This is a genomic window from Sutcliffiella deserti, from assembly GCF_020037475.1.
GTDB classification, from domain to species: Bacteria; Bacillota; Bacilli; order Bacillales; family Bacillaceae_I; genus Sutcliffiella_A; species Sutcliffiella_A deserti.
In genome coordinates, this window is record NZ_JAIQDB010000001.1 from 36,052 (window position 1) to 54,276 (window position 18,225).

14 protein-coding genes and 1 pseudogene are annotated in these 18,225 nt (G+C 37.8%); 13 read left to right on the forward strand and 2 right to left on the reverse strand.

Annotation, left to right across the window (positions count from 1 at the left end):
* Positions 1–631 precede the first annotated feature (631 nt).
* The 5 genes and pseudogenes from K9B36_RS00170 to K9B36_RS00190 all read left to right on the forward strand — a co-directional run bounded on the left by K9B36_RS00170 (position 632) and on the right by K9B36_RS00190 (position 5,385).
* The gene (locus tag K9B36_RS00170) at positions 632–1,159 is read left to right on the forward strand and encodes a type 1 glutamine amidotransferase domain-containing protein (RefSeq protein WP_223699898.1); all 528 of its coding nucleotides are present in this window, start codon (positions 632–634) and stop codon (positions 1,157–1,159) included.
* Positions 1,160–1,196: 37 nt separating this feature from the next.
* Entirely contained in the window at positions 1,197–2,156 is a 960-nt protein-coding gene (locus K9B36_RS00175) for a Gfo/Idh/MocA family protein (RefSeq protein ID WP_223699900.1), read from the forward strand.
* 708 nt (positions 2,157–2,864) lie between these two features.
* Positions 2,865–3,239 (forward strand): annotated as a pseudogene (locus tag K9B36_RS17010) (CAP domain-containing protein); the annotation flags it as partial.
* Positions 3,240–3,649: 410 nt separating this feature from the next.
* Positions 3,650–4,507: a dimethylarginine dimethylaminohydrolase family protein gene (locus K9B36_RS00185; RefSeq protein WP_263399258.1), complete on the forward strand. Its 858-nt coding sequence runs from the start codon at positions 3,650–3,652 to the stop codon at positions 4,505–4,507.
* 20 nt (positions 4,508–4,527) lie between these two features.
* A complete protein-coding gene (locus tag K9B36_RS00190) occupies positions 4,528–5,385 on the forward strand; it encodes a YihY/virulence factor BrkB family protein (protein WP_223699902.1) in 858 nt (285 codons plus the stop codon).
* A 38-nt stretch (positions 5,386–5,423) separates the two neighbouring features.
* On the opposite strand, the gene K9B36_RS00195 is transcribed toward K9B36_RS00190, so the two are convergent.
* Positions 5,424–5,744 (reverse strand): hypothetical protein, encoded by a 321-nt coding sequence (locus K9B36_RS00195; protein ID WP_223699904.1) that lies wholly within the window; start codon positions 5,742–5,744, stop codon positions 5,424–5,426.
* 809 nt (positions 5,745–6,553) lie between these two features.
* Here K9B36_RS00195 and K9B36_RS00200 point away from each other — a divergent pair.
* The 4 genes from K9B36_RS00200 (at position 6,554) to K9B36_RS00215 (ending at position 10,587) form a co-directional block, all read left to right on the forward strand.
* On the forward strand, positions 6,554–6,919 hold the full coding sequence (locus tag K9B36_RS00200; RefSeq protein ID WP_223699905.1) for a hypothetical protein: 366 nt from the start codon (positions 6,554–6,556) through the stop codon (positions 6,917–6,919).
* A 143-nt stretch (positions 6,920–7,062) separates the two neighbouring features.
* Positions 7,063–7,365 carry a hypothetical protein gene (locus K9B36_RS00205; protein WP_223699906.1) on the forward strand — a complete coding sequence of 101 codons (303 nt, stop codon included), beginning with the start codon at positions 7,063–7,065 and terminating at the stop codon, positions 7,363–7,365.
* 87 nt (positions 7,366–7,452) lie between these two features.
* Positions 7,453–9,702: an AAA domain-containing protein gene (locus K9B36_RS00210; RefSeq protein ID WP_223699907.1), complete on the forward strand. Its 2,250-nt coding sequence runs from the start codon at positions 7,453–7,455 to the stop codon at positions 9,700–9,702.
* 177 nt (positions 9,703–9,879) lie between these two features.
* On the forward strand, positions 9,880–10,587 hold the full coding sequence (locus K9B36_RS00215) for a DsbA family oxidoreductase (protein WP_223699908.1): 708 nt from the start codon (positions 9,880–9,882) through the stop codon (positions 10,585–10,587).
* A gap of 327 nt (positions 10,588–10,914) precedes the next feature.
* On the opposite strand, the gene K9B36_RS00220 is transcribed toward K9B36_RS00215, so the two are convergent.
* On the reverse strand, positions 10,915–13,521 hold the full coding sequence (locus tag K9B36_RS00220) for a calcium-translocating P-type ATPase, PMCA-type (RefSeq protein WP_223699909.1): 2,607 nt from the start codon (positions 13,519–13,521) through the stop codon (positions 10,915–10,917).
* A gap of 906 nt (positions 13,522–14,427) precedes the next feature.
* Between K9B36_RS00220 and K9B36_RS00225 the strand changes: the two genes are divergently transcribed.
* From K9B36_RS00225 to K9B36_RS00240, 4 genes are read left to right on the forward strand one after another with little or no spacing between them, the layout of a single operon-like run.
* On the forward strand, positions 14,428–15,258 hold the full coding sequence (locus K9B36_RS00225; RefSeq protein WP_223699910.1) for an electron transfer flavoprotein subunit beta/FixA family protein: 831 nt from the start codon (positions 14,428–14,430) through the stop codon (positions 15,256–15,258).
* Entirely contained in the window at positions 15,255–16,289 is a 1,035-nt protein-coding gene (locus tag K9B36_RS00230) for an electron transfer flavoprotein subunit alpha/FixB family protein (protein ID WP_223699912.1), read from the forward strand. The genes K9B36_RS00225 and K9B36_RS00230 overlap by 4 nt, the downstream gene beginning before the upstream one ends.
* Positions 16,273–17,568 carry an FAD-dependent oxidoreductase gene (locus K9B36_RS00235; RefSeq protein ID WP_223699916.1) on the forward strand — a complete coding sequence of 432 codons (1,296 nt, stop codon included), beginning with the start codon at positions 16,273–16,275 and terminating at the stop codon, positions 17,566–17,568. Before K9B36_RS00230 ends, K9B36_RS00235 begins: the two co-directional genes overlap by 17 nt.
* Positions 17,568–17,864 (forward strand): ferredoxin family protein, encoded by a 297-nt coding sequence (locus K9B36_RS00240; RefSeq protein ID WP_223699917.1) that lies wholly within the window; start codon positions 17,568–17,570, stop codon positions 17,862–17,864. Before K9B36_RS00235 ends, K9B36_RS00240 begins: the two co-directional genes overlap by 1 nt.
* Positions 17,865–18,225 lie beyond the last annotated feature (361 nt).

Consider the following 18,225-nt stretch of genomic DNA (forward strand, 5'->3'; position numbering starts at 1 on the left):
CTACCATTCCGATCCCCTTATGTAAATTTAGTGAGTTTTATTGTTAGATAGGACCTCTTTGATTCTTTATTTAGACTATCACTGGTCCTCCCTATGTCCATTTAGCCACTACTTTTAGATTTAATTCTATCCTAATAAGTATAGTATAGCCTGTATGGACAATTTCTTAATTTTCAGTAGGGTTGTCTAGTGCATGCTATGCTTTCTTGGGTATTGGCGAATGTGTGTTCGAAGTGGTATAACGAAAAGTATAGAAAACTCATTCTATTGGAGTGGAAGGCACGGATTATATCTCAACAGTAACATTTGCTTTTTAATGCACCTAGCTGTTGATTGGAACGAAAGGCGGAGACTCCAGCGGGAGGTAGTGCTTAGGGAAGACCCCGGAGGCGTAGCCGAGGAGGCTTCCCAAGCGCCCCGCGGACGCGAAGCCTGGCGTGGAGATCAACAGCGGTCACAAAAGTCGAACCCTAAGTATAAAAGTTTTTTAGTGGTCTAGAAGAGGCTCCCGTACCGACTGCGTAAAGCGAAGAGACTAAAATGGAATTAAAGGAGAACGTGTTTGATATTTGCAAATCTTTTTCAGCTCCTTCACAATATAACCATACTTATATTGAAGGAGGTAGAAAAAATGAAATTGCATAACAAGAAAATTATTCAGCTTGTTAGTGATGACTTTGAAGATCTTGAATTATGGTATCCGGTACTAAGACTTAGAGAAGAAGGTGCGACGGTAGCAATAGCAGGAGAAGTAGCAAACACAAAATATATTGGGAAATATGGTGTACCGATAGAATCCGATATATCCTTTCATGATGTTGACCCTAATGAATACGATGCTATTTTGGTTCCAGGAGGTTGGTCACCAGATAAGCTTCGAAGATATGATGATATCCTTTCGATGGTTAAGGTGATGAACGATCAGCAAAAGCCGATAGGTCAAATTTGCCATGCTGGATGGGTGCTTATCAGCGCCAATATCCTAAAAGGTAAAAAGGTTACAAGCACACCGGGAATAAAAGATGACATGACAAATGCTGGTGCTATTTGGGTGAATGAACCTGTTGTAGTGGACGGCCACCTTGTATCAAGTCGCCGCCCTCCCGACTTGCCGGATTATATGAGAGAGTTTATAAAAGTATTGGCAGAAAAAAAGTAAAAGCATAGCTGTTAGAATAAAAGGGGGAAGGTTTATTTTGAATAAAAGTAAAAAGGTAGGAATTGTTGGTTTGGGAGTAATTGGACAGCGACTTATTTCTGAATTTCAGAAATCATCAAAAATACAAATTGGTGCAGTATGTGATTTCAATATAGAGCTTGCAGAAAAAACATCACTAGCACTCGGGGGGATTCCCTTTTTTGAAAATTATAAAGATTTGCTATTAATGGATGATATTGATTTTATTTATGTGGCAGTCCCGCCTGCGGTTCATTATGAAGTTGTAATGGCTGCATTTTCACACAAAAAACATGTGCTTTGCGAAAAACCTTTAGCAAATTCGGAGCAGCAAGCTGACAGTATGGTAAAAGAAGCGGAAATCTCTGGTCTTGTTCATGCCATGCACTTTCCTTTGGTCTATCAAAAGGCTTTTACATACATGCAAAATTCATTAAAGGATGGAAAATTAGGTGAAATTAAAAGAATTCATCTGAAGATGCATTTCCACCAGTGGCCAAGACCTTGGCAGCAAACCAACTGGATTGGTTCAAGAGAGCAAGGTGGTTTTATTAGGGAGATTACTCCCCATTACCTGCAAATTATCACACGTTTATTTGGCAACATCAAAAAGGTAGAAAGCTCAGTGGATTATCCTAATGATCCGAAGGCTAGTGAAGTTGGGGTAATAGCCGTATTGACGTTATCTAGCGGTGTGAAAATATTAGTGGATGGCCTTGTCGGACAAGCAGAACAGGACCATATTTCATTCACCATCCATGGTTCAGAGCAATCCATCTCATTGGAGGATTGGAGAATAGTGAAAATAGCTAAGCTAAATGAATCAATGGAAATTGTGGATCTGGAATCTTTGGAACTTCCTGAGTTTCATTTGGTGGATGAGCTAATTAAATGCTTAAATGGTGAGGATGCTTATATTGTCGACTTCAATGAAGGCTATGAGGTCCAAAAAGTGTTGGAAAAAATCATTCATCACTAATTTTATTCATAAACAATATGTCCTTTTTTCACGATTATTACCAATAATACTTTTCCTTATAAAAAGAAAAGCTATGAGAGTAATAATTTTGTCAAAGGAGATGTCCAAATGAAAAAATTAGTTTATACATGTTTAATTTTTGTATTAGCTCTTTCCATGCTAGCAGGATGTGGTATGAATGGAGGCAATGTAGATACTACGCAACCGAATAATACAGCTTTTGATGATCGTAATGCTAATGATGGGGAAGGACTTCGATATATAGGTAACAATCGAAATATCGGTACCGATAGAAATATGGGTATTGGTCGAGATGTAGGAATGGGAAGAAACATGAACGCTGACCAAAGCAATGGAGGCGGCACAGAGGTGCAGCGTGTTCACCATGGTTTTTTAACAATCGATCAAAACTCTTTTAGTACGACCATACCGAGTAAAAAGTTTCCACACAGTAAAAAAGTTGAACAACACGGACCATTTGCTATCTATAAGTTCCAAAAAGAAATACCACAAGGGGAACAACCTAGACAAGCTCAACCAGAGGGAACTCCTCGACAAGAAGAAGCACCACAACAAGAACAAGCACCACAACAAGAACAAGCACCACAACAAGAGCAAGCACCACAACCAGAACAAGCACCACAACCAGAACAAGCACCTGAAGAAGCACAAGAACAGGCACCAGAAGCTGATGCTACTGCAGGTATTTCAGAAATTGAAATGAAGGTAATCGAATTAACAAATGCAGAACGTCGTAAAAATGGTCTTTCAGACTTAAAAGCTGATTCTCCTTTAAGTAACGTTGCTCGAGAAAAATCAAAGGACATGAAAGCGAAAAATTATTTTTCTCATACAAGCCCTACTTACGGATCACCATTTGACATGATGAGAGACTTTGGTATCTCTTATAACACGGCAGGAGAAAATATTGCAATGGGCCAAAGAACTCCAGAAGAAGTAGTTCAAGCGTGGATGGACAGTGAGGGTCACCGTAAAAATATCTTAAACGGGAACTTTACTCATATTGGATTAGGGTATGTAGAAGATGGACACTATTGGACACAAATGTTTATTGGAAGATAAAGAATAAATTTGCTCAGTTTATAGACAAAAGGGGTAAGGAATGATCAAACATTCCTTACCCCTTTTAGGTATTTTATTAGTTATTTTTGAATAAATTTAAATGCATATTTAACAGTATATTACTTTTAAATCTAAGGCTCTTTAAAGTTGAGTGTTGATAATAACGTTATTCCAGCAATGATTGGAGCAAAAGGGGGAGACCACAACGGGAAATAGCGGGAGATGGGAGACCCCGCAGGCTTGCCGAGGAGGCTCCAGCCCCGCCCCATGGAATGCGTAGCCTTTTCCGGAAATCAACAGCGGCATTTAACACAGCCAAACCTAAAAAAAGGTTTAGAATGATAGTTGTGCAGGGAATATATTTCTTAAAATATAAATTAAGATCGGGGGAGTAGAAAGTGACGATTGAAATGGAAATTTCTCGGAGCACAGAACAGTTGAATTGTAAAAGTGAATTTGCCTCGTTAGAAAAGGTTTTAGTATGTCCACCTACATACATGAGCATAAGTGAGGTAATCAATGAAACACAAAAGCATTATATTGAAGAAAATATTGATGAAAATAAAGCCATAAAGCAACATAATAAATTTGTGGAAAAAATGAAAGAGCATCAAATAGAAGTGATTAGTTTAGACCCTATGGAAAAATTTCCTGAACAAGTCTTTACAAGAGATATTGGTTTTACCCTTGGTGATAAGGTGTTTGTTTCTCGTATGGGTAGCGGCGTGCGAGACGGGGAAGAGGAGCTATTTAAAGGGTGGCTAGAGAAGCATGAGATAACCTATGAAGTACTACAAGATAGCAGTATAGAAGGCGGAGATGTAATTATCGACCAGGATACGTTGTTTGTTGGAATTAGTGGTAGAACATCTAGTGAAGTAATTCACACGTTAGAAAAGCAACTTCCAGAGTTTCAAGTGTATCCACTTCCAATTAAAAAGTCGTATCTTCATTTAGATTGTGTCTTTAATATAATTTCACCAAATGAAGCTTTAATCCATTCTCCAGCATTTAGACAAAAGGAATTGGCTTTACTAGCAAGTCGATATGATTTAATTGAAGTTTCAAAAGAAGAACAATTTACTATGGGAACAAATGTCCTTTCAGTTGGTAATAAAAAAATATTTAGCCTGCCTTGTAATGCGCAGGTCAACAATGATCTCCGTAGACGGGGATACGAAGTGATTGAAGTGGATATATCTGAAATCATTAAATCAGGAGGCTCTTTCAGGTGTTGTACACTGCCAGTAAAAAGACAAAATAACTAAGTATGAGAGGAGTGGGAAGGTTGAGTAATATGTTAACATATGGAAAAAAGCTATGGGGAGAAATGAAAGACGATCGTGCAACTGGACTAGCAGCAGAGCAAGCCTATTATTACACTCTGGCTATTTTTCCACTATTAATTCTTACGCTTTCCATCCTGCCCTATCTATCCATTGATCCTAATAAAGCGGTAGAATTTATCAATTCGGTTCTTCCATCGCAGATTGCAGAGCTATTAGAAGAAAATATACAGGGGTTGATAAACAATCCAAATGGGGGCCTGCTCACTTTTGGTATAATCGGGACACTATGGTCAGCATCGAATGGAATTAATGCTTTTATAAGAGCAATGAATGAGGCATTTGATACAGAGGAAACCAGACCTTTTTATTTAGTAAGATTATTATCCATCGGTTTAACCATCGGATTAATCTTCGCTTTCCTAATAGCTTTTTTACTTCCGATATTTGGAGGAGTTATCTTAAACACAGTTGGGGAATTTGTAAATATCCCTGGTGGCACAGAGGTAATACTTAATATTCTAAGGTTCGTTATCGCCTTTGTTGTAATATTTTTAATCCTTTCTGCCTTGTATAGAATAGGTCCGGATATTAGCAAATCTTTTAAAGATGTAATGCCTGGAGCACTGTTTGCAACAATTATATGGCAATTAATTTCTCTAGGATTTTCTTTCTATGTGAGTAATTTCGGTAATTTTTCTTCGACTTATGGCAGTCTTGGTGGATTTATTATTCTTATGCTTTGGCTATTTCTTACAGGACTCGCTCTTGTTATTGGAGGAGAGATTAACGCAATGAAACATAAGATAGATAAGGATCCTAGTCAAAAATATCATAATGAGAAATTCACTTCTCTATAAGGATACAAAAAGGAGGAAGCCAAATTGTGCTTCCTCCTTTACATTTCCTGTGAATATTCATTGACTTTTTGTTTTGAGCTACTTTTGGACATTACTCTAATAAATTTCTTGAATTGAAAAATAGTGTGAGAAAAAACCGCTTTTTTCCAATCAATATCATTCTTGATCATCTGCTTTTTATCCTTCACTTGATCGGTTTGTTGCTTTATTGCTTCATTTTCTTCTTGCAGCCTACTGGATACAGTTTGAAAAAAAGAAAATGTCGGCTTGGTTTCTTTGCGGAATTGTAATGTTGAGTAGATTAAATATCCTATGCCGATAAGTAAAATTGCACCGCTAATATAAAGTAAATAAACCATATTTCTCGCCTCCTTTAGCTATCCTACTGTATACCCCATAATGAAAGGGAAATAACATGAAATAGATAAGGCACATTACATAAAGGTACTGTTGTAAGCCATTGAGAATTTTTCAGAAGAAAGTAACGATTGTACTACCTCAAATAACCAATAAAAACAAAAATCAGCTAACTTAATGTTAGCTGATTCTACACCATTTATAGTAAGTTTAGTTGGATTAAAGGATACCAAATGATTATTAGATAGAGGACTATTTACAAATATAGAGGAATCATTTTCTGACCGCGCAGACTATATGCGCAGGTAGTTTTATAATTGCTTTATCTCTTCTTCAAAGTAAAAGCTTTTAGGATATTCTTTTAAAGTATAGGAATATCTCTTTAAATTTGGTACGTAGTTAAATTTACTTATCGTGACTTCCTCACCAGTACTTTTTAGAATAACCTTTTCATTGTCTTGGAATTTGTTTTTTAATTTCAATATTTATTCCTTCTTTCTATGTGAGATTCAATTATTTACGTGTCTAGTGCTTTCTTCGACTATGCCAAATAAACAATAGGTCCACAAGCAGGGGGCAATTCTATTTGCCCACACAATATCAATTATCTCATATTTTTCATAGCTTTCCCATTGAAACCATAAAAAATTTTTCAATTACTTATTTCTTTGCTTGTATAAGTGAATAAAGTCGTGGTATTATATGTCATTTAAGGGTATACTATTAGTATAAGGTAAATTCCTTTAGTATCCTGGTGTTTAAATTAACCATCTGAAGGTGTGAAGCCGACATACAGAAAGGATGACCTAATATGTCTGTAACACTATATCAAGCAAGAGCAGGAGATGGATTGAAAAAAAGAGGTCTAAAGAGAGTAGACACTTTTTTCTCTACACCTAAAGAAGCGATTTCAGAGGCTTTAGCACTAAAGGAAAGAATGGATAATACCTATAAGAATGAAATTGATTGGGATTACAAAGCGCTGCTTAAAGGATCCACGAGCAAACTGAAAATCTTAAAAGGATACTTAGGTGGAAACCGAGAGTCCAACCCATTTTACTTAGAGATTTCCACAATTATGGAGGATAAAGTTAAGCCTGTATCCCCAAAAAAACCTAAGAGTTTAAGTAAAGAAGATAAAAAAGTAGAAAAAACAGTTATAAAATTTTATAAATAATGCTATCATATTATTAAAAATGTCAGATCCTACAGATCGTGTAGGTTCTGGCATTTTTTTATGAAGTTTTCACTGTAAATATTCTGTACGATTATAGTCAAAATAAATGGACGGCGACAAAAAAAGTGGCGGGGGAGAGGACTATGGAAAAGGAAGTAATGGATAGCTTATCTATCGCATTAGAAGATTGGCATATGATGCAAAAGATGGAAGGAGATGAAGGAGCCGAATGGGCAGAAAAATTCGAACGTGATTTTTATACCTTCATTGAAGCTTTTGAAAAATGGTTTAGGAACATAAAGCCCAAACCTGAACAATTAGAATTGGCAGAATCATTGGAGTTAGTAAATGAAATTCAAGAAAAGCTGCCAGGTCCGCTGCAGTTGAACTTCTTACTCGAATTAGAAAGAATGGTGGATGGGGAAGTTGCTGAATGGTTCGACTAGTAATTTTATTTAATCTAAATATAAGTTAAGGCTATAGAAGTACCTAAAAAACCAATCGTGTGTAGCGCATTTAAAAGGAAGAGAATCATGATTAAAAGTACAATAGTTTATTTAAGAGAGTGGCAAAAAGCTCTAAAAATAGAAATACTACACTTGAAAAAGTATGGAAGCAATAAATACCAGGTTACCAATGGACACTTGATTTCGAAAGAAAAGAGCTATGTCTATTTTTTTGAAGCTACTCAATCTGTTCGCATACCGACCGGAAGCTTAGTCCAATTAGAATGGGGAGCATTATCAAAAGAAGGAAGAATTCTCTCCTCAGAGGGGAGAAGTGTTATTATCTCCTTCGGGGAATCTTTAGGGGACACCTTATCGGAAGCCTTTGTAAGTCATGACCCCTGGGAGCTATTAGATCAGCTATATGAAAGAATAACAGATATTAAAGAAAATAAGCAAAAACGGTTACGAGTCAAAAGGCTTCTAAAACCTATTATGGAACCTAAACATCCTACAGATAAAATTAAAAGTAATGTTCACGAATTAATTCTAAGGTCTAAATATAACCCTGTCACTTTTGTTTGGGGACCTCCTGGAACAGGTAAAACCCATACTTTAGCAAGGGTCGCAGCCAATAAATACTTTAAAAAGAAGAATGTTTTAATCTTATCTCATAGTAATCAATCTGTAGACGTTTTAATAAAAGAGGTTGCTCATTTTATAAATAAACAAGGTCGTTTTCAGGAAGGGGATATCCTGAGATATGGCACACCAAGCTTTGATATAATGACGAATCCACTACCACTTACAACAAATCAGCTTTTAGAGCACCATGAACCGAAGCTAGCGAAAGAGAGAAGCTCCCTATTTGATGAAAGGGTTTTATTAAAACAAGATCTGTCGGATTCATTCAGCAAAAGAGATTCTGATCAACTTTTAGAGTTGGAAACAAAGATAGCCCGAGTCCTAGAAAAAATACGTCAAAAAGAGGTCGATTATTTAAAAGAGGCAATCATTACCGGAGCAACTTTAGCAAAAGCGGCGATGGATCAAGCTATATATGAAAAAAATTATGATCTAGTAGTTGTCGATGAAGCGAGTATGGCATATGTTCCTCAAATAGCCTTTGCTTCTTCCTTAGGTAAGCATATTATCATTTGCGGTGATTTCAAACAGCTCCCCCCTATTGCCTCGGCAAGGCATGAATTGATAGATAAGTGGCTTAGAGAAGATATTTTTTATCATACTGGAGTAGCAGCAACAGTAAAACAGAGTGTATTGCATCCTCATTTATTTTTATTAAAAGAGCAACGAAGAATGCATCCAGACATATCTGCTTTTACAAATAAATATATTTATCATTCACTAGTCGGTGACCATGAAAGTGTACTCCAAAACAGAAATATAATTGCAAAACAGCAGCCTTTTCCCGGTTTTGCTTCAGTCCTAGTTCATACAAGTTATACAGGAGAGCACGGAATGATTGATAAGAACACTCGTTCCAGAGTGAATCTTTGGCATCTTTTAATTTCTTTTCAGCTCTTATATGAAGCCTTAGTGGATGAAGTGGGTTCCATCGGGTATATTTCTCCTTACAGGGCTCAAGCAATGCTTATGGAATCTTTTCTTGATGAAGTATTGCAGGAAGAGAATTTAAAAGCGGACATCGTTGCAGCTACCGTTCACCGTTTTCAAGGAAGCGAAAAAGATGTGGTTATTTTTGACTCCGTAGACAGCTATCCGATCGAACGGCCGGGTATGCTGTTGGTTGGAAAAGAAAGTGAAAGGCTTTTAAATGTGGCAATTACACGTGCAAAGGGTAAGTTCATTCATGTTAGCGATACACAGTTTATGAAAACTAAGATCAGTAACAATAGAATGATACGTAAATTAATTGACTATCAAGAAAATAACCAAAAGCAAATCTTTCCCCATGATGTTGGTTCATGGATTAAAAAACAGCATCCTAAAGTTCAATGGATGCACGCATTAAAAATAGAGAAAGTTGTCCAAGATATCGAACAAACAAAATCCACTATTGTTCTAGGCATTCCTGACCTGTCAAAGCTTCCCCATAACTTGGTAGATATTTTAAATAACCTTAACAAGCGTATAAAGCTTACAATTGTTACATCTTCTATGCAATCAGGTGAAGTATTTGAGACTGTCATTAGAAAAGAAGATATTAATTTTCCTTTTATCGTCATTGACGAAGAAATCCTGTGGTTAGGTACTCCATATGAAGGTGCGAAAAGGGGTCGTCCTCCGCATGTCTCTGTTAGAGTTGTATCATCTGTGCTTGCTTTTTACCTTTTAAAGCAAATGAATCTATCTTAATACTGCAAGTGATTTAGTTATGTTGGCAAGAGTACAAGAAATTGCCCAGAAGCCACAAGAAACAGGATTGATTTCAGGATACACATATAAGGCAATTAATCGATAAGCATAATAGAAGAGGATTGCGGTACAATGTGATAGTATGTTTAAATACAATATTTTGAAAGAGGTGTAACCATGAAAATCGAGATATGGTCTGACTTTGTTTGTCCATTCTGTTATATAGGTAAAAGACGGCTGGAGGAAGCATTAGAAAAATTCCCCCATAAAGATAAGGTAGATATCCATTTCAAGAGTTTCGAATTGGACCCTAATGCAAAAAGAAATACGGATTTAAGTATCCATGAAATTTTGGCAAAAAAATATGGTATGTCAGTAGCAGAAGCGAAGAAAATGGGGGAAGGCGTTGCTACTCAAGCAGCTGCAGTCGGCTTGAAATTCGACTTTGATCATAATATTCCAACCAACACATTTGATGCGCATCGATTAGCAAAGTATGCTGAGACGAAGGGAAAAGGTCCTGAAGTTACAGAACGCTTACTACAATCTTATTTCACGGACTCCAAACATATTGGCGATGTGAACTATCTCATAGAACTCGCTGCAGACCTCGGTCTAAATGGAGGGGAAGTGGAAGATGTCCTCAATGGAAATCAATTTGAGCAGGATGTTCGCAATGATGAATTGGAAGCCCGCGAGATAGGGGTACAAGGTGTTCCATTCTTTGTCTTGAACAGCAAATACGCCATTTCAGGAGCACAACCAGTGGAGGTATTCGTTGATGCACTAAATAAGGTGTGGGATGAAGAAAATTCAAAACCTAAGTTACAGAAATTCACATCCAAAGATAACACATCCTATTGTTCAGATGATGGTTGTGAGTAAACAAATAGAGTTATTAATTCAGGCTTGAGATGTTGAGTTAATATAATAGATGGATCTTTTAAAGTTGTTTCTTGATAATAACACTATTCCAGCGATGACTGGAGTAAAAGGCGGAGAATCCAACGGGTGATTGCGGAATACTTGTGACCCAGCAGGCAGCCGAGGAAGCTCAAGCACCGCTCTGTGGAACGCGTAGCCTTTTGCGGAAATCAACAGTGGCGTTCAACACAGCTTAATATATAAAGCCTGCATTCAAACTAATGTGAATGCAGGCTTTTTTATAATCAACTTCATAAACTAAGGTGAAATTGTTACATCATACTAATATTATTTTCTCACAAATATAAGCTTATATAATTGGATAAGCACTAATGGCATTAATGCCAGGCCATAGACGTATCCGAATTGAGCAGGAGTTAGCGTAGCAACTTCGAATACTCCTTTCAAAGGATCCACAAGGAGTACTAGTTGTAACAAGGCAATACCTATAATGACTGCTGCTATTAAATAAAGGTTTGAGAAAATCCCTACCTTGAAAATAGACTGCCTAGAACGGGCATTAAAACCATGAAACAACCGTGCAAGACACAATGTGGCAAAGGCCATGGTACTTGCTGTTAGTGTATCATTCGTTGCTAATCCAATGTAAAAAGCGATCAGTGTAGCAACTGCAATTAGAAAGCCTTCCGTAACTAAGCGGGCTGCAAAGACTTTATTTAATAGCGAAGTCTCCACATCTCTTGGTTTTTCATCCATAACTTTTTTGTTATGAGGTTCCAACCCAATCGCAATCGCAGGTAAACTATCTGTTAGTAAATTAATAAATAGTAAATGTACTGGAGCAAAGGGGACAGGTAACCCACCAATTGCAGCGTAAAGAACAGAGATAATCCCAGCAGTATTACCGGCCAATAAAAATCGAATGGCATTTTTAATGTTTGCATAAATGCTTCTACCATTAGCAATCGCTTTTACGATTGTCGAAAAATTATCATCCGTTAAAACCATTGAAGATGCATCTTTTGCAACTTCTGTTCCAGTAATCCCCATTGCAATCCCTATATTCGCCTGTTTTAACGCTGGTCCATCATTGACACCATCGCCTGTCATTGCAACAATATTTCCTTTTTCCTGCCATGCTCGAACAATTCTGATTTTATGCTCTGGAGACACGCGGGCGTATACTGAAACATGTTCCACCATTTCTTTTAGTTCTTGGTCATTTATCTTTTCGAGTTCATGGCCTTCTATTGCTTTATCACCATCTTTAAATATCCCAATTTGTTTTGCAATGGCTGATGCAGTAATTTTATGGTCACCCGTAATCATCACCGGTTTTATACCTGCAGAAATGCAACGTTCTACCGCTTCTTGGGACTCTTTCCTCGGGGGATCCATCATAGCGGTTAATCCTATAAATATTAAATCATTTTCATCATCCGGAGTGACATTAGCATGACCGTCCACTTCTTTATAAGCAAACGCAAGAACTCGCAAACCGTTTTCTGAAAACCTTTGATTTACTTCTTCAATTTTTTGTTTATCTTCTGGTGAAAAATCTGATATTCCAGTAGAAGTTTCAATTCTTACCACTCTATCTAATAGTACATCCACGGCACCTTTTGTCATTAATATTGACTTACCATCAAGGGTATTTACTGTACTCATCAACTTCCTGTCGGAATCAAAGGGTACTTCATTCAACCTAGGATAGCTTTTTCTAGTTTCTATTTCATCCAAACCGTAGATTTCTTCTCCTAAGTTTACCAACGCGATTTCTGTCGGATCCCCGATTTCCTTTTGCTTCGTTGTTTCTGCATCATTGCACAAAATTTGCATTAGTATAAAATTCTTGTGGAGGGACTGGTCTAGTTGCAATTGGTCATGTTCTTTGATTTGATTGTCTAAAAATACTTGTTGAACTGTCATTTTATTTTGAGTTAGCGTTCCTGTTTTATCAGAACAAATGACAGAAATACTTCCTAAGCTTTCCACTGCATGCAGTTTCCGAATAATAGCGTTTTCCTTTGCCATCTTTTGTGTTCCAAACGCTAGAACAATTGTCACAATAGAGCTCAATGCCTCTGGAATTGCGGCAACTGCAAGGGCAACTGCAAACATAAACGAATCAATTATGGTACGCCCTCTTATAATATCTATTGCAAAGATGAGTACTGCGATGATTATGATCGCAACGGCTAGCTTCTTTCCAAAATTATCAAGATTTAGTTGGAGTGGTGTTTTCTTTTCTTTCGCAGTTTCCATTAAGTTGGCGATTTTCCCGATTTCTGTTTTCTTTCCAATTTCCGTGACAACAATAACTCCTCTTCCATATGTAACAAAACTTCCGGAAAACGCCATATTTTTCTTGTCACCAATAGATACATCGTCCTCTAGAATAGGATCAAGTGCTTTTAGCGCACTGATGGATTCACCTGTCAGTGAACTTTCATTTACCTGTAAGCTATGGCTTTCAAGGATTCTACCATCTGCACTAATATAATCGCCTGCATCCAAATAGAGTATATCTCCAACCACCACTTCTTTGGAGGGGATTTCTATTTTATTTCCATTTCTCAATACTTTAGCAGTAGGGGACGATAAGCTTTTCAGGCTGCTTAATGATTGCTCAGCTTTTACATGCTGAACTGTTCCAAGAATCGCATTGATTAGCACAACAACAAGAATTACAATCGTACTCTCGAACTTTCCTAAAAATGCAGATAATAACGCTGCAACGATTAGAATAATAACAAGAAAATCTTTAAACTGTTCCAAGAAAACTCGTAATGTACTTTTCCGCTGCTCTTCCCCTAGTTCATTAAATCCGTACTGCTCCTGTCTCTTTTTAACGTCTGAATCTGATAGGCCTTCTTTAGTAACATCAAGTTTTTTCAACACTTCATCTGAGGAAATCTTATAAAACTTATCCATTTATAGCTCCTTTCCATGCATTGTTATCCCAGTTTATTACAAATCTTTACATACTACATACTATACCTAAAAAAATACCCTTATACAAACGGAAAGAAACCAGAATTCATATTAATACAATAGCTTAGAAGCGGAGGGGTGAAGGAATCGAGGGGTCTGGAATATCTGTTGTGGGGGTAGGGGGAGATGGCTGATGGCTGCACACTATTTTAGGTTTTCAAGGACGGACTAGCCATTCATATTGAACGTCTTGGAGTTTTCATTCATCCTTCCTTAAGAATTTAAGTGTATAGTCTTACAAAACGTCCGTTTTTAAAGGAAATCTGAAGCTTTTCACTGGCATTATGTTTAAAATTCATTAAGTTATATTTGCAAACCTTATTTTTTGGATTGATAGAGTCCTAATTATCGGTTTTTCTAAAAATAATTCACTAAATTTGAACTTGATCCAACACCTTTCGGATTTTATCTAACAACTTTTGAAATTCATCTAACAACAATTGAATTTTATCTAACACATTCTGAAATTCAACTAACAACTACTGGATATGATCTAACACCTTCCGAAATTCAACTAACTACCATCGAATTTCAACTAACACCTTACGAATTTCATCTAACATCATCCGAAATCTATCTAACACCATCCACCCCTATTTAATAGTTCTCATTTTATCTAACATTTCCAGAAGGTTTAAGATTCCATAGACCCTTCAAGTTTATCAACTTTTATAACCAATTCAACTAAACGAGTCTTTCTCTCCTTATTTTCACGCTCTTTCTCTACCAAACTCATAAAAAACCGGTATGTTCTCCTTCCTTGTCCATATAGTAATAATAATGGGACTATTATCTACATTTAATTTTGCAAATCTAATAATAGATGAAGGTAAGGAGGGGAAGGTATTGCTTCATATTGTTGCATGCATAAAGCAGGTGCCGGATACAAAAGTAATCAAAATGAATCCAAAGACGAATACCATGGATCGTGCCAGTGCACCAGCGATTTTAAATCCGTATGACGCACACGCAGTGGAAGAAGCAGTGCGGATTAAAAATAAGTATGGTGGTACGGTTTCGGTTGTGACAATGGGACCGCCGCCAGCGGTGAAAGCGATTAGAAAGTGTATTGAAATTGGGGCAGATGATGGATACATGATATCGGACAGGGCCTTTGCAGGTGCCGATACATTAGCAACAAGCTATGCGCTTACGAAAGCGCTAAACAAAATAAGTGAAATTAGGCCAATTGATCTTATCATTTGCGGAAAAATGACGATTGACGGGGATACAGGACAAGTGGGACCTGGCATAGCTAGACGCTTGGATATCCCCCCATTAACCTCTGTTAATAAAATAGTAGAAATCAATAAAGAAGATTCCTATATGGTTGTTCATCGAAAGCTAGAAGATGGCTATGAAGTGGTTCAAACCAATTTACCTTGCCTTCTTTCTGTAGAAAAGGAAATCAATGAAGTTCCTTACTCAAGTTTTCCAAATATGCTTAAAGCAGCACGTTACACACCACATATCTGGTCTGTGGATGACCTGGAAGATATTGATCGAAAGCAACTTGGGTTGAAGGGGTCACCAACAATCGTTGCAAAAGTATGGGCACCACCAAAGCCAGAGGGTGGCAAGCTGTTGGAAGGAAATCCACAGGAACAAGTAAAACAGCTGCTTTCCATCGTTTTAGATAAAAAAGAGCTTTTTGCAGAAAAGAGGGAATTACGATGACCTTCGAAGATTATCGGGGAGTTTGGGTTTTCATAGAGGAAAAGGAAGGCGAGATTGTGCCAGTTTCACTCGAACTCTTAGGAGCAGGAAGGACACTTGCAGATAAACGTGGGGTCGAACTATCAGGTGTTCTGATTGGACACAATGTCACTGAATTGACTTCCAATCTCTTTGAGTATGGGGCTGACAAGGTTTACGTTTACGATCAGCCAATTTTCAAGCTATATCGAACCGAATCATTTATGAAAGCGCTCCTTCATTGCAGTGAAAAATATAAGCCGGAAATCATTCTTTATGGTGCGACCTCCACCGGAAAAGATTTAGCGAGCGCGGTTGCAACCGACCTCCCGACAGGATTGACAGCTGATACAACTGAGCTTGATGTAGAAGAGGACACCGGTTTGTTGCTTGCCAGCCGACCTGCATTTGGTGGAAACATCATGGCGACAATTTTATGTAAAAAATATCGTCCCCAAATGGCTACAGTTCGACCAAAAGTAATGAAAGCGCTCAGTCCGGATAAGAACAGAACAGGCGAGTTAATACAAGAAAACATTGAGTTAAAAGAAGAAGAAATGCGAACAAAGGTATTGAAGATTGTCCGTGAAACAAAGAAGAAGATAAAAATAGATGAAGCCGATATCGTTGTGGCTGGAGGAAAAGGGCTTGGGAGTGCAGAAGGTTTTAAGCTCATCGGTCAGCTCGCAGACACATTAGGTGGAGTGGTCGGTGCCAGCAGGGATGTAGTGGAGGCCGGCTGGGTCGAGCATCACCATCAAGTGGGACAAACGGGAGTAACAGTGACTCCGAAAATTTATTTTGCCATTGGAATTTCTGGGGCGATTCAGCACATTGTTGGCATGAAAAACTCTGGCATGATTATAGCAATCAACAAAGATCCTAATGCAGCCATTTTTCAATCCTGTCATTATGGAATCGTTGGCGATGCATTTGAAATTCTTCCAATACTAGTAGAAGAAATTAAGAAAGAATTGGGCAAAGAGGAGGTCCATCATGTCAGAGAAGTTTGATTGTATCGTAGTGGGTGCAGGACCTGCCGGAATATCCTGTGCATTTGAATTAGCAAAAGGCGGGGCTAAGGTGCTACTCCTTGAACGGGGGGAATATCCTGGTTCCAAAAATGTTATGGGTGGGGTATTGTATCGAAAAATGATGGAGGATATTATTCCTGACTTTCACAAGGAAGCACCGCTAGAACGACCAGTCGTTGAACAACGATTCATGATGATGGATAAGCAATCAGCGGTGACTTTTGGTTATAAGGGGATGGAGTGGGCAGAGGAGCCTTATAATAATTTCACTGTTTTGCGGGCGAAATTTGATCAATGGTTTGCAAAAAAGGCGGTAGAACAAGGGGCACTCTTAGTAAATGAAACGGTTGTCCTTGAATGCATCGTGGAAAATGGAAAAGTGGTTGGAGTAAGAACAGATCGTCCAAATGGAGAAGTTTATGCAGATGTCGTAGTTTTAGCAGACGGTGTAAATTCTCTTTTAGGAAAATCACTAGGTTTTCATAAAGAATACCGGCCTGATGAAGTAGCCCTCGCAACAATGGAAATTTTGAAACTAGATAGCAAAACGATTGAAGAGCGCTTTAACCTTGAAAAGAACCAAGGGTGTACGATTGAGCTCTTTGGAGACGCCACAAAAGGGATTCTAGGGACCGGTTTTCTTTATACGAATAAAGATACTTTAAGTATTGGGGTAGGAACACTTCTTTCTGGATTAATTGAGCATAAAATAAAACCATACGAACTTTTGGAATATGTAAAAACGCATCCAATGGTTCGGCCGTATCTTGCTGGCGCAGAGCCTGTGGAATATTTGGCTCATCTTATACCTGAAGGCGGTCTGAAATCCATGGGAAGAATCGTTGCGGACGGTGTGCTTGTTGTAGGAGACGCAGCCCAACTTGTCAATGCGATCCACCGTGAAGGCTCCAATCTTGCCATGACCTCCGGAAGACTTGCTGCACAAACCATCCTATCAGCAAAAGAGCAGGGGGACTTTTCTGAAGGAACGCTTGATCAATATCGAATCAACCTGATGAAGAGCTTTGTTGGCCAGGATATGAAAAAGTATAAAGATTCTACCCACCACTTTAATAAATTTCCACAATACTTTGATCAATACATTCCGATGGTGAACCGCGCTGCAAGTCAAATGTTTACCGTTGATGGCACGTCCAAATGGGAAAAGCAGAAAAAGATATGGAAAGACCTGGGGTCACCGAAAGAAAAACTTAAACTAGCTCGAGATGCATATCGAGCATGGAAGGTGATGAAATAATGAGTGAACATAAGAAAGGTCAGTCTATCGAAGAAAAACAGTATCTCGTTCGTTTCAATGCCGACACCAAATCCCATCTCCACGTATTAGATGAAGACATATGCTTGACGAAATGCCCGGATAAAATTTGTACGATTTTCTGTCCTGCAGAAATATACAAATGGGAAGAAATACGGATGCATGTTGGATATGAAGGCTGTCATGAGTGCGGCAGCTGCAGAATAGGTTGTCCACATCAAAATATTCAATGGGAATATCCAAAAGGCGGACACGGAATAGTGTTTCGATTGGCGTAAGTAGGAGGAAGCTTATCTTTGGATAGGCTTTTTTAATTTTGTTTTTATTAAAGAGGAGTGTTATAAAAGGGTTATCCTAGCCGAAGATTTTCTGAATTAATGCAACTACATCTCGAATGTACTTATGTATTCTTTGTATAATCTTTCACATACACATGCAAAAAGAAAAACGAGAGTGTTTTTCTTTTTTATAGCAGTTATCGCAAAGATACTTGCTTTTTCGTAAGTTAGTACAACACTTTACATTCTACCTGTTAAATTAACAAATTACTCCTTATCTTGAGTGTCCAGGAAAGGAATAAATTTAAATACCGATTTTTTACGGACTTACAGCAACAAACTTAACGAAAAGAGCTTTTTC

Excerpts from the sequence above, each read along its gene's own strand:
- K9B36_RS00240 (WP_223699917.1), top strand. The coding sequence starts at position 17,568 with ATGAGTGAACATAAGAAAGGTCAGTCTATCGAAGAAAAACAGTATCTC.
- K9B36_RS00170 (WP_223699898.1), top strand. The coding sequence starts at position 632 with ATGAAATTGCATAACAAGAAAATTATTCAGCTTGTTAGTGATGACTTT.
- K9B36_RS00195 (WP_223699904.1), bottom strand. The coding sequence starts at position 5,744 with ATGGTTTATTTACTTTATATTAGCGGTGCAATTTTACTTATCGGCATA.
- K9B36_RS00215 (WP_223699908.1), top strand. The coding sequence starts at position 9,880 with ATGAAAATCGAGATATGGTCTGACTTTGTTTGTCCATTCTGTTATATA.
- K9B36_RS00235 (WP_223699916.1), top strand. The coding sequence starts at position 16,273 with ATGTCAGAGAAGTTTGATTGTATCGTAGTGGGTGCAGGACCTGCCGGA.
- K9B36_RS00200 (WP_223699905.1), top strand. The coding sequence starts at position 6,554 with ATGTCTGTAACACTATATCAAGCAAGAGCAGGAGATGGATTGAAAAAA.
- K9B36_RS00220 (WP_223699909.1), bottom strand. The coding sequence starts at position 13,521 with ATGGATAAGTTTTATAAGATTTCCTCAGATGAAGTGTTGAAAAAACTT.
- K9B36_RS00185 (WP_263399258.1), top strand. The coding sequence starts at position 3,650 with ATGGAAATTTCTCGGAGCACAGAACAGTTGAATTGTAAAAGTGAATTT.
- K9B36_RS00205 (WP_223699906.1), top strand. The coding sequence starts at position 7,063 with ATGGAAAAGGAAGTAATGGATAGCTTATCTATCGCATTAGAAGATTGG.
- K9B36_RS00230 (WP_223699912.1), top strand. The coding sequence starts at position 15,255 with ATGACCTTCGAAGATTATCGGGGAGTTTGGGTTTTCATAGAGGAAAAG.
- K9B36_RS00210 (WP_223699907.1), top strand. The coding sequence starts at position 7,453 with ATGATTAAAAGTACAATAGTTTATTTAAGAGAGTGGCAAAAAGCTCTA.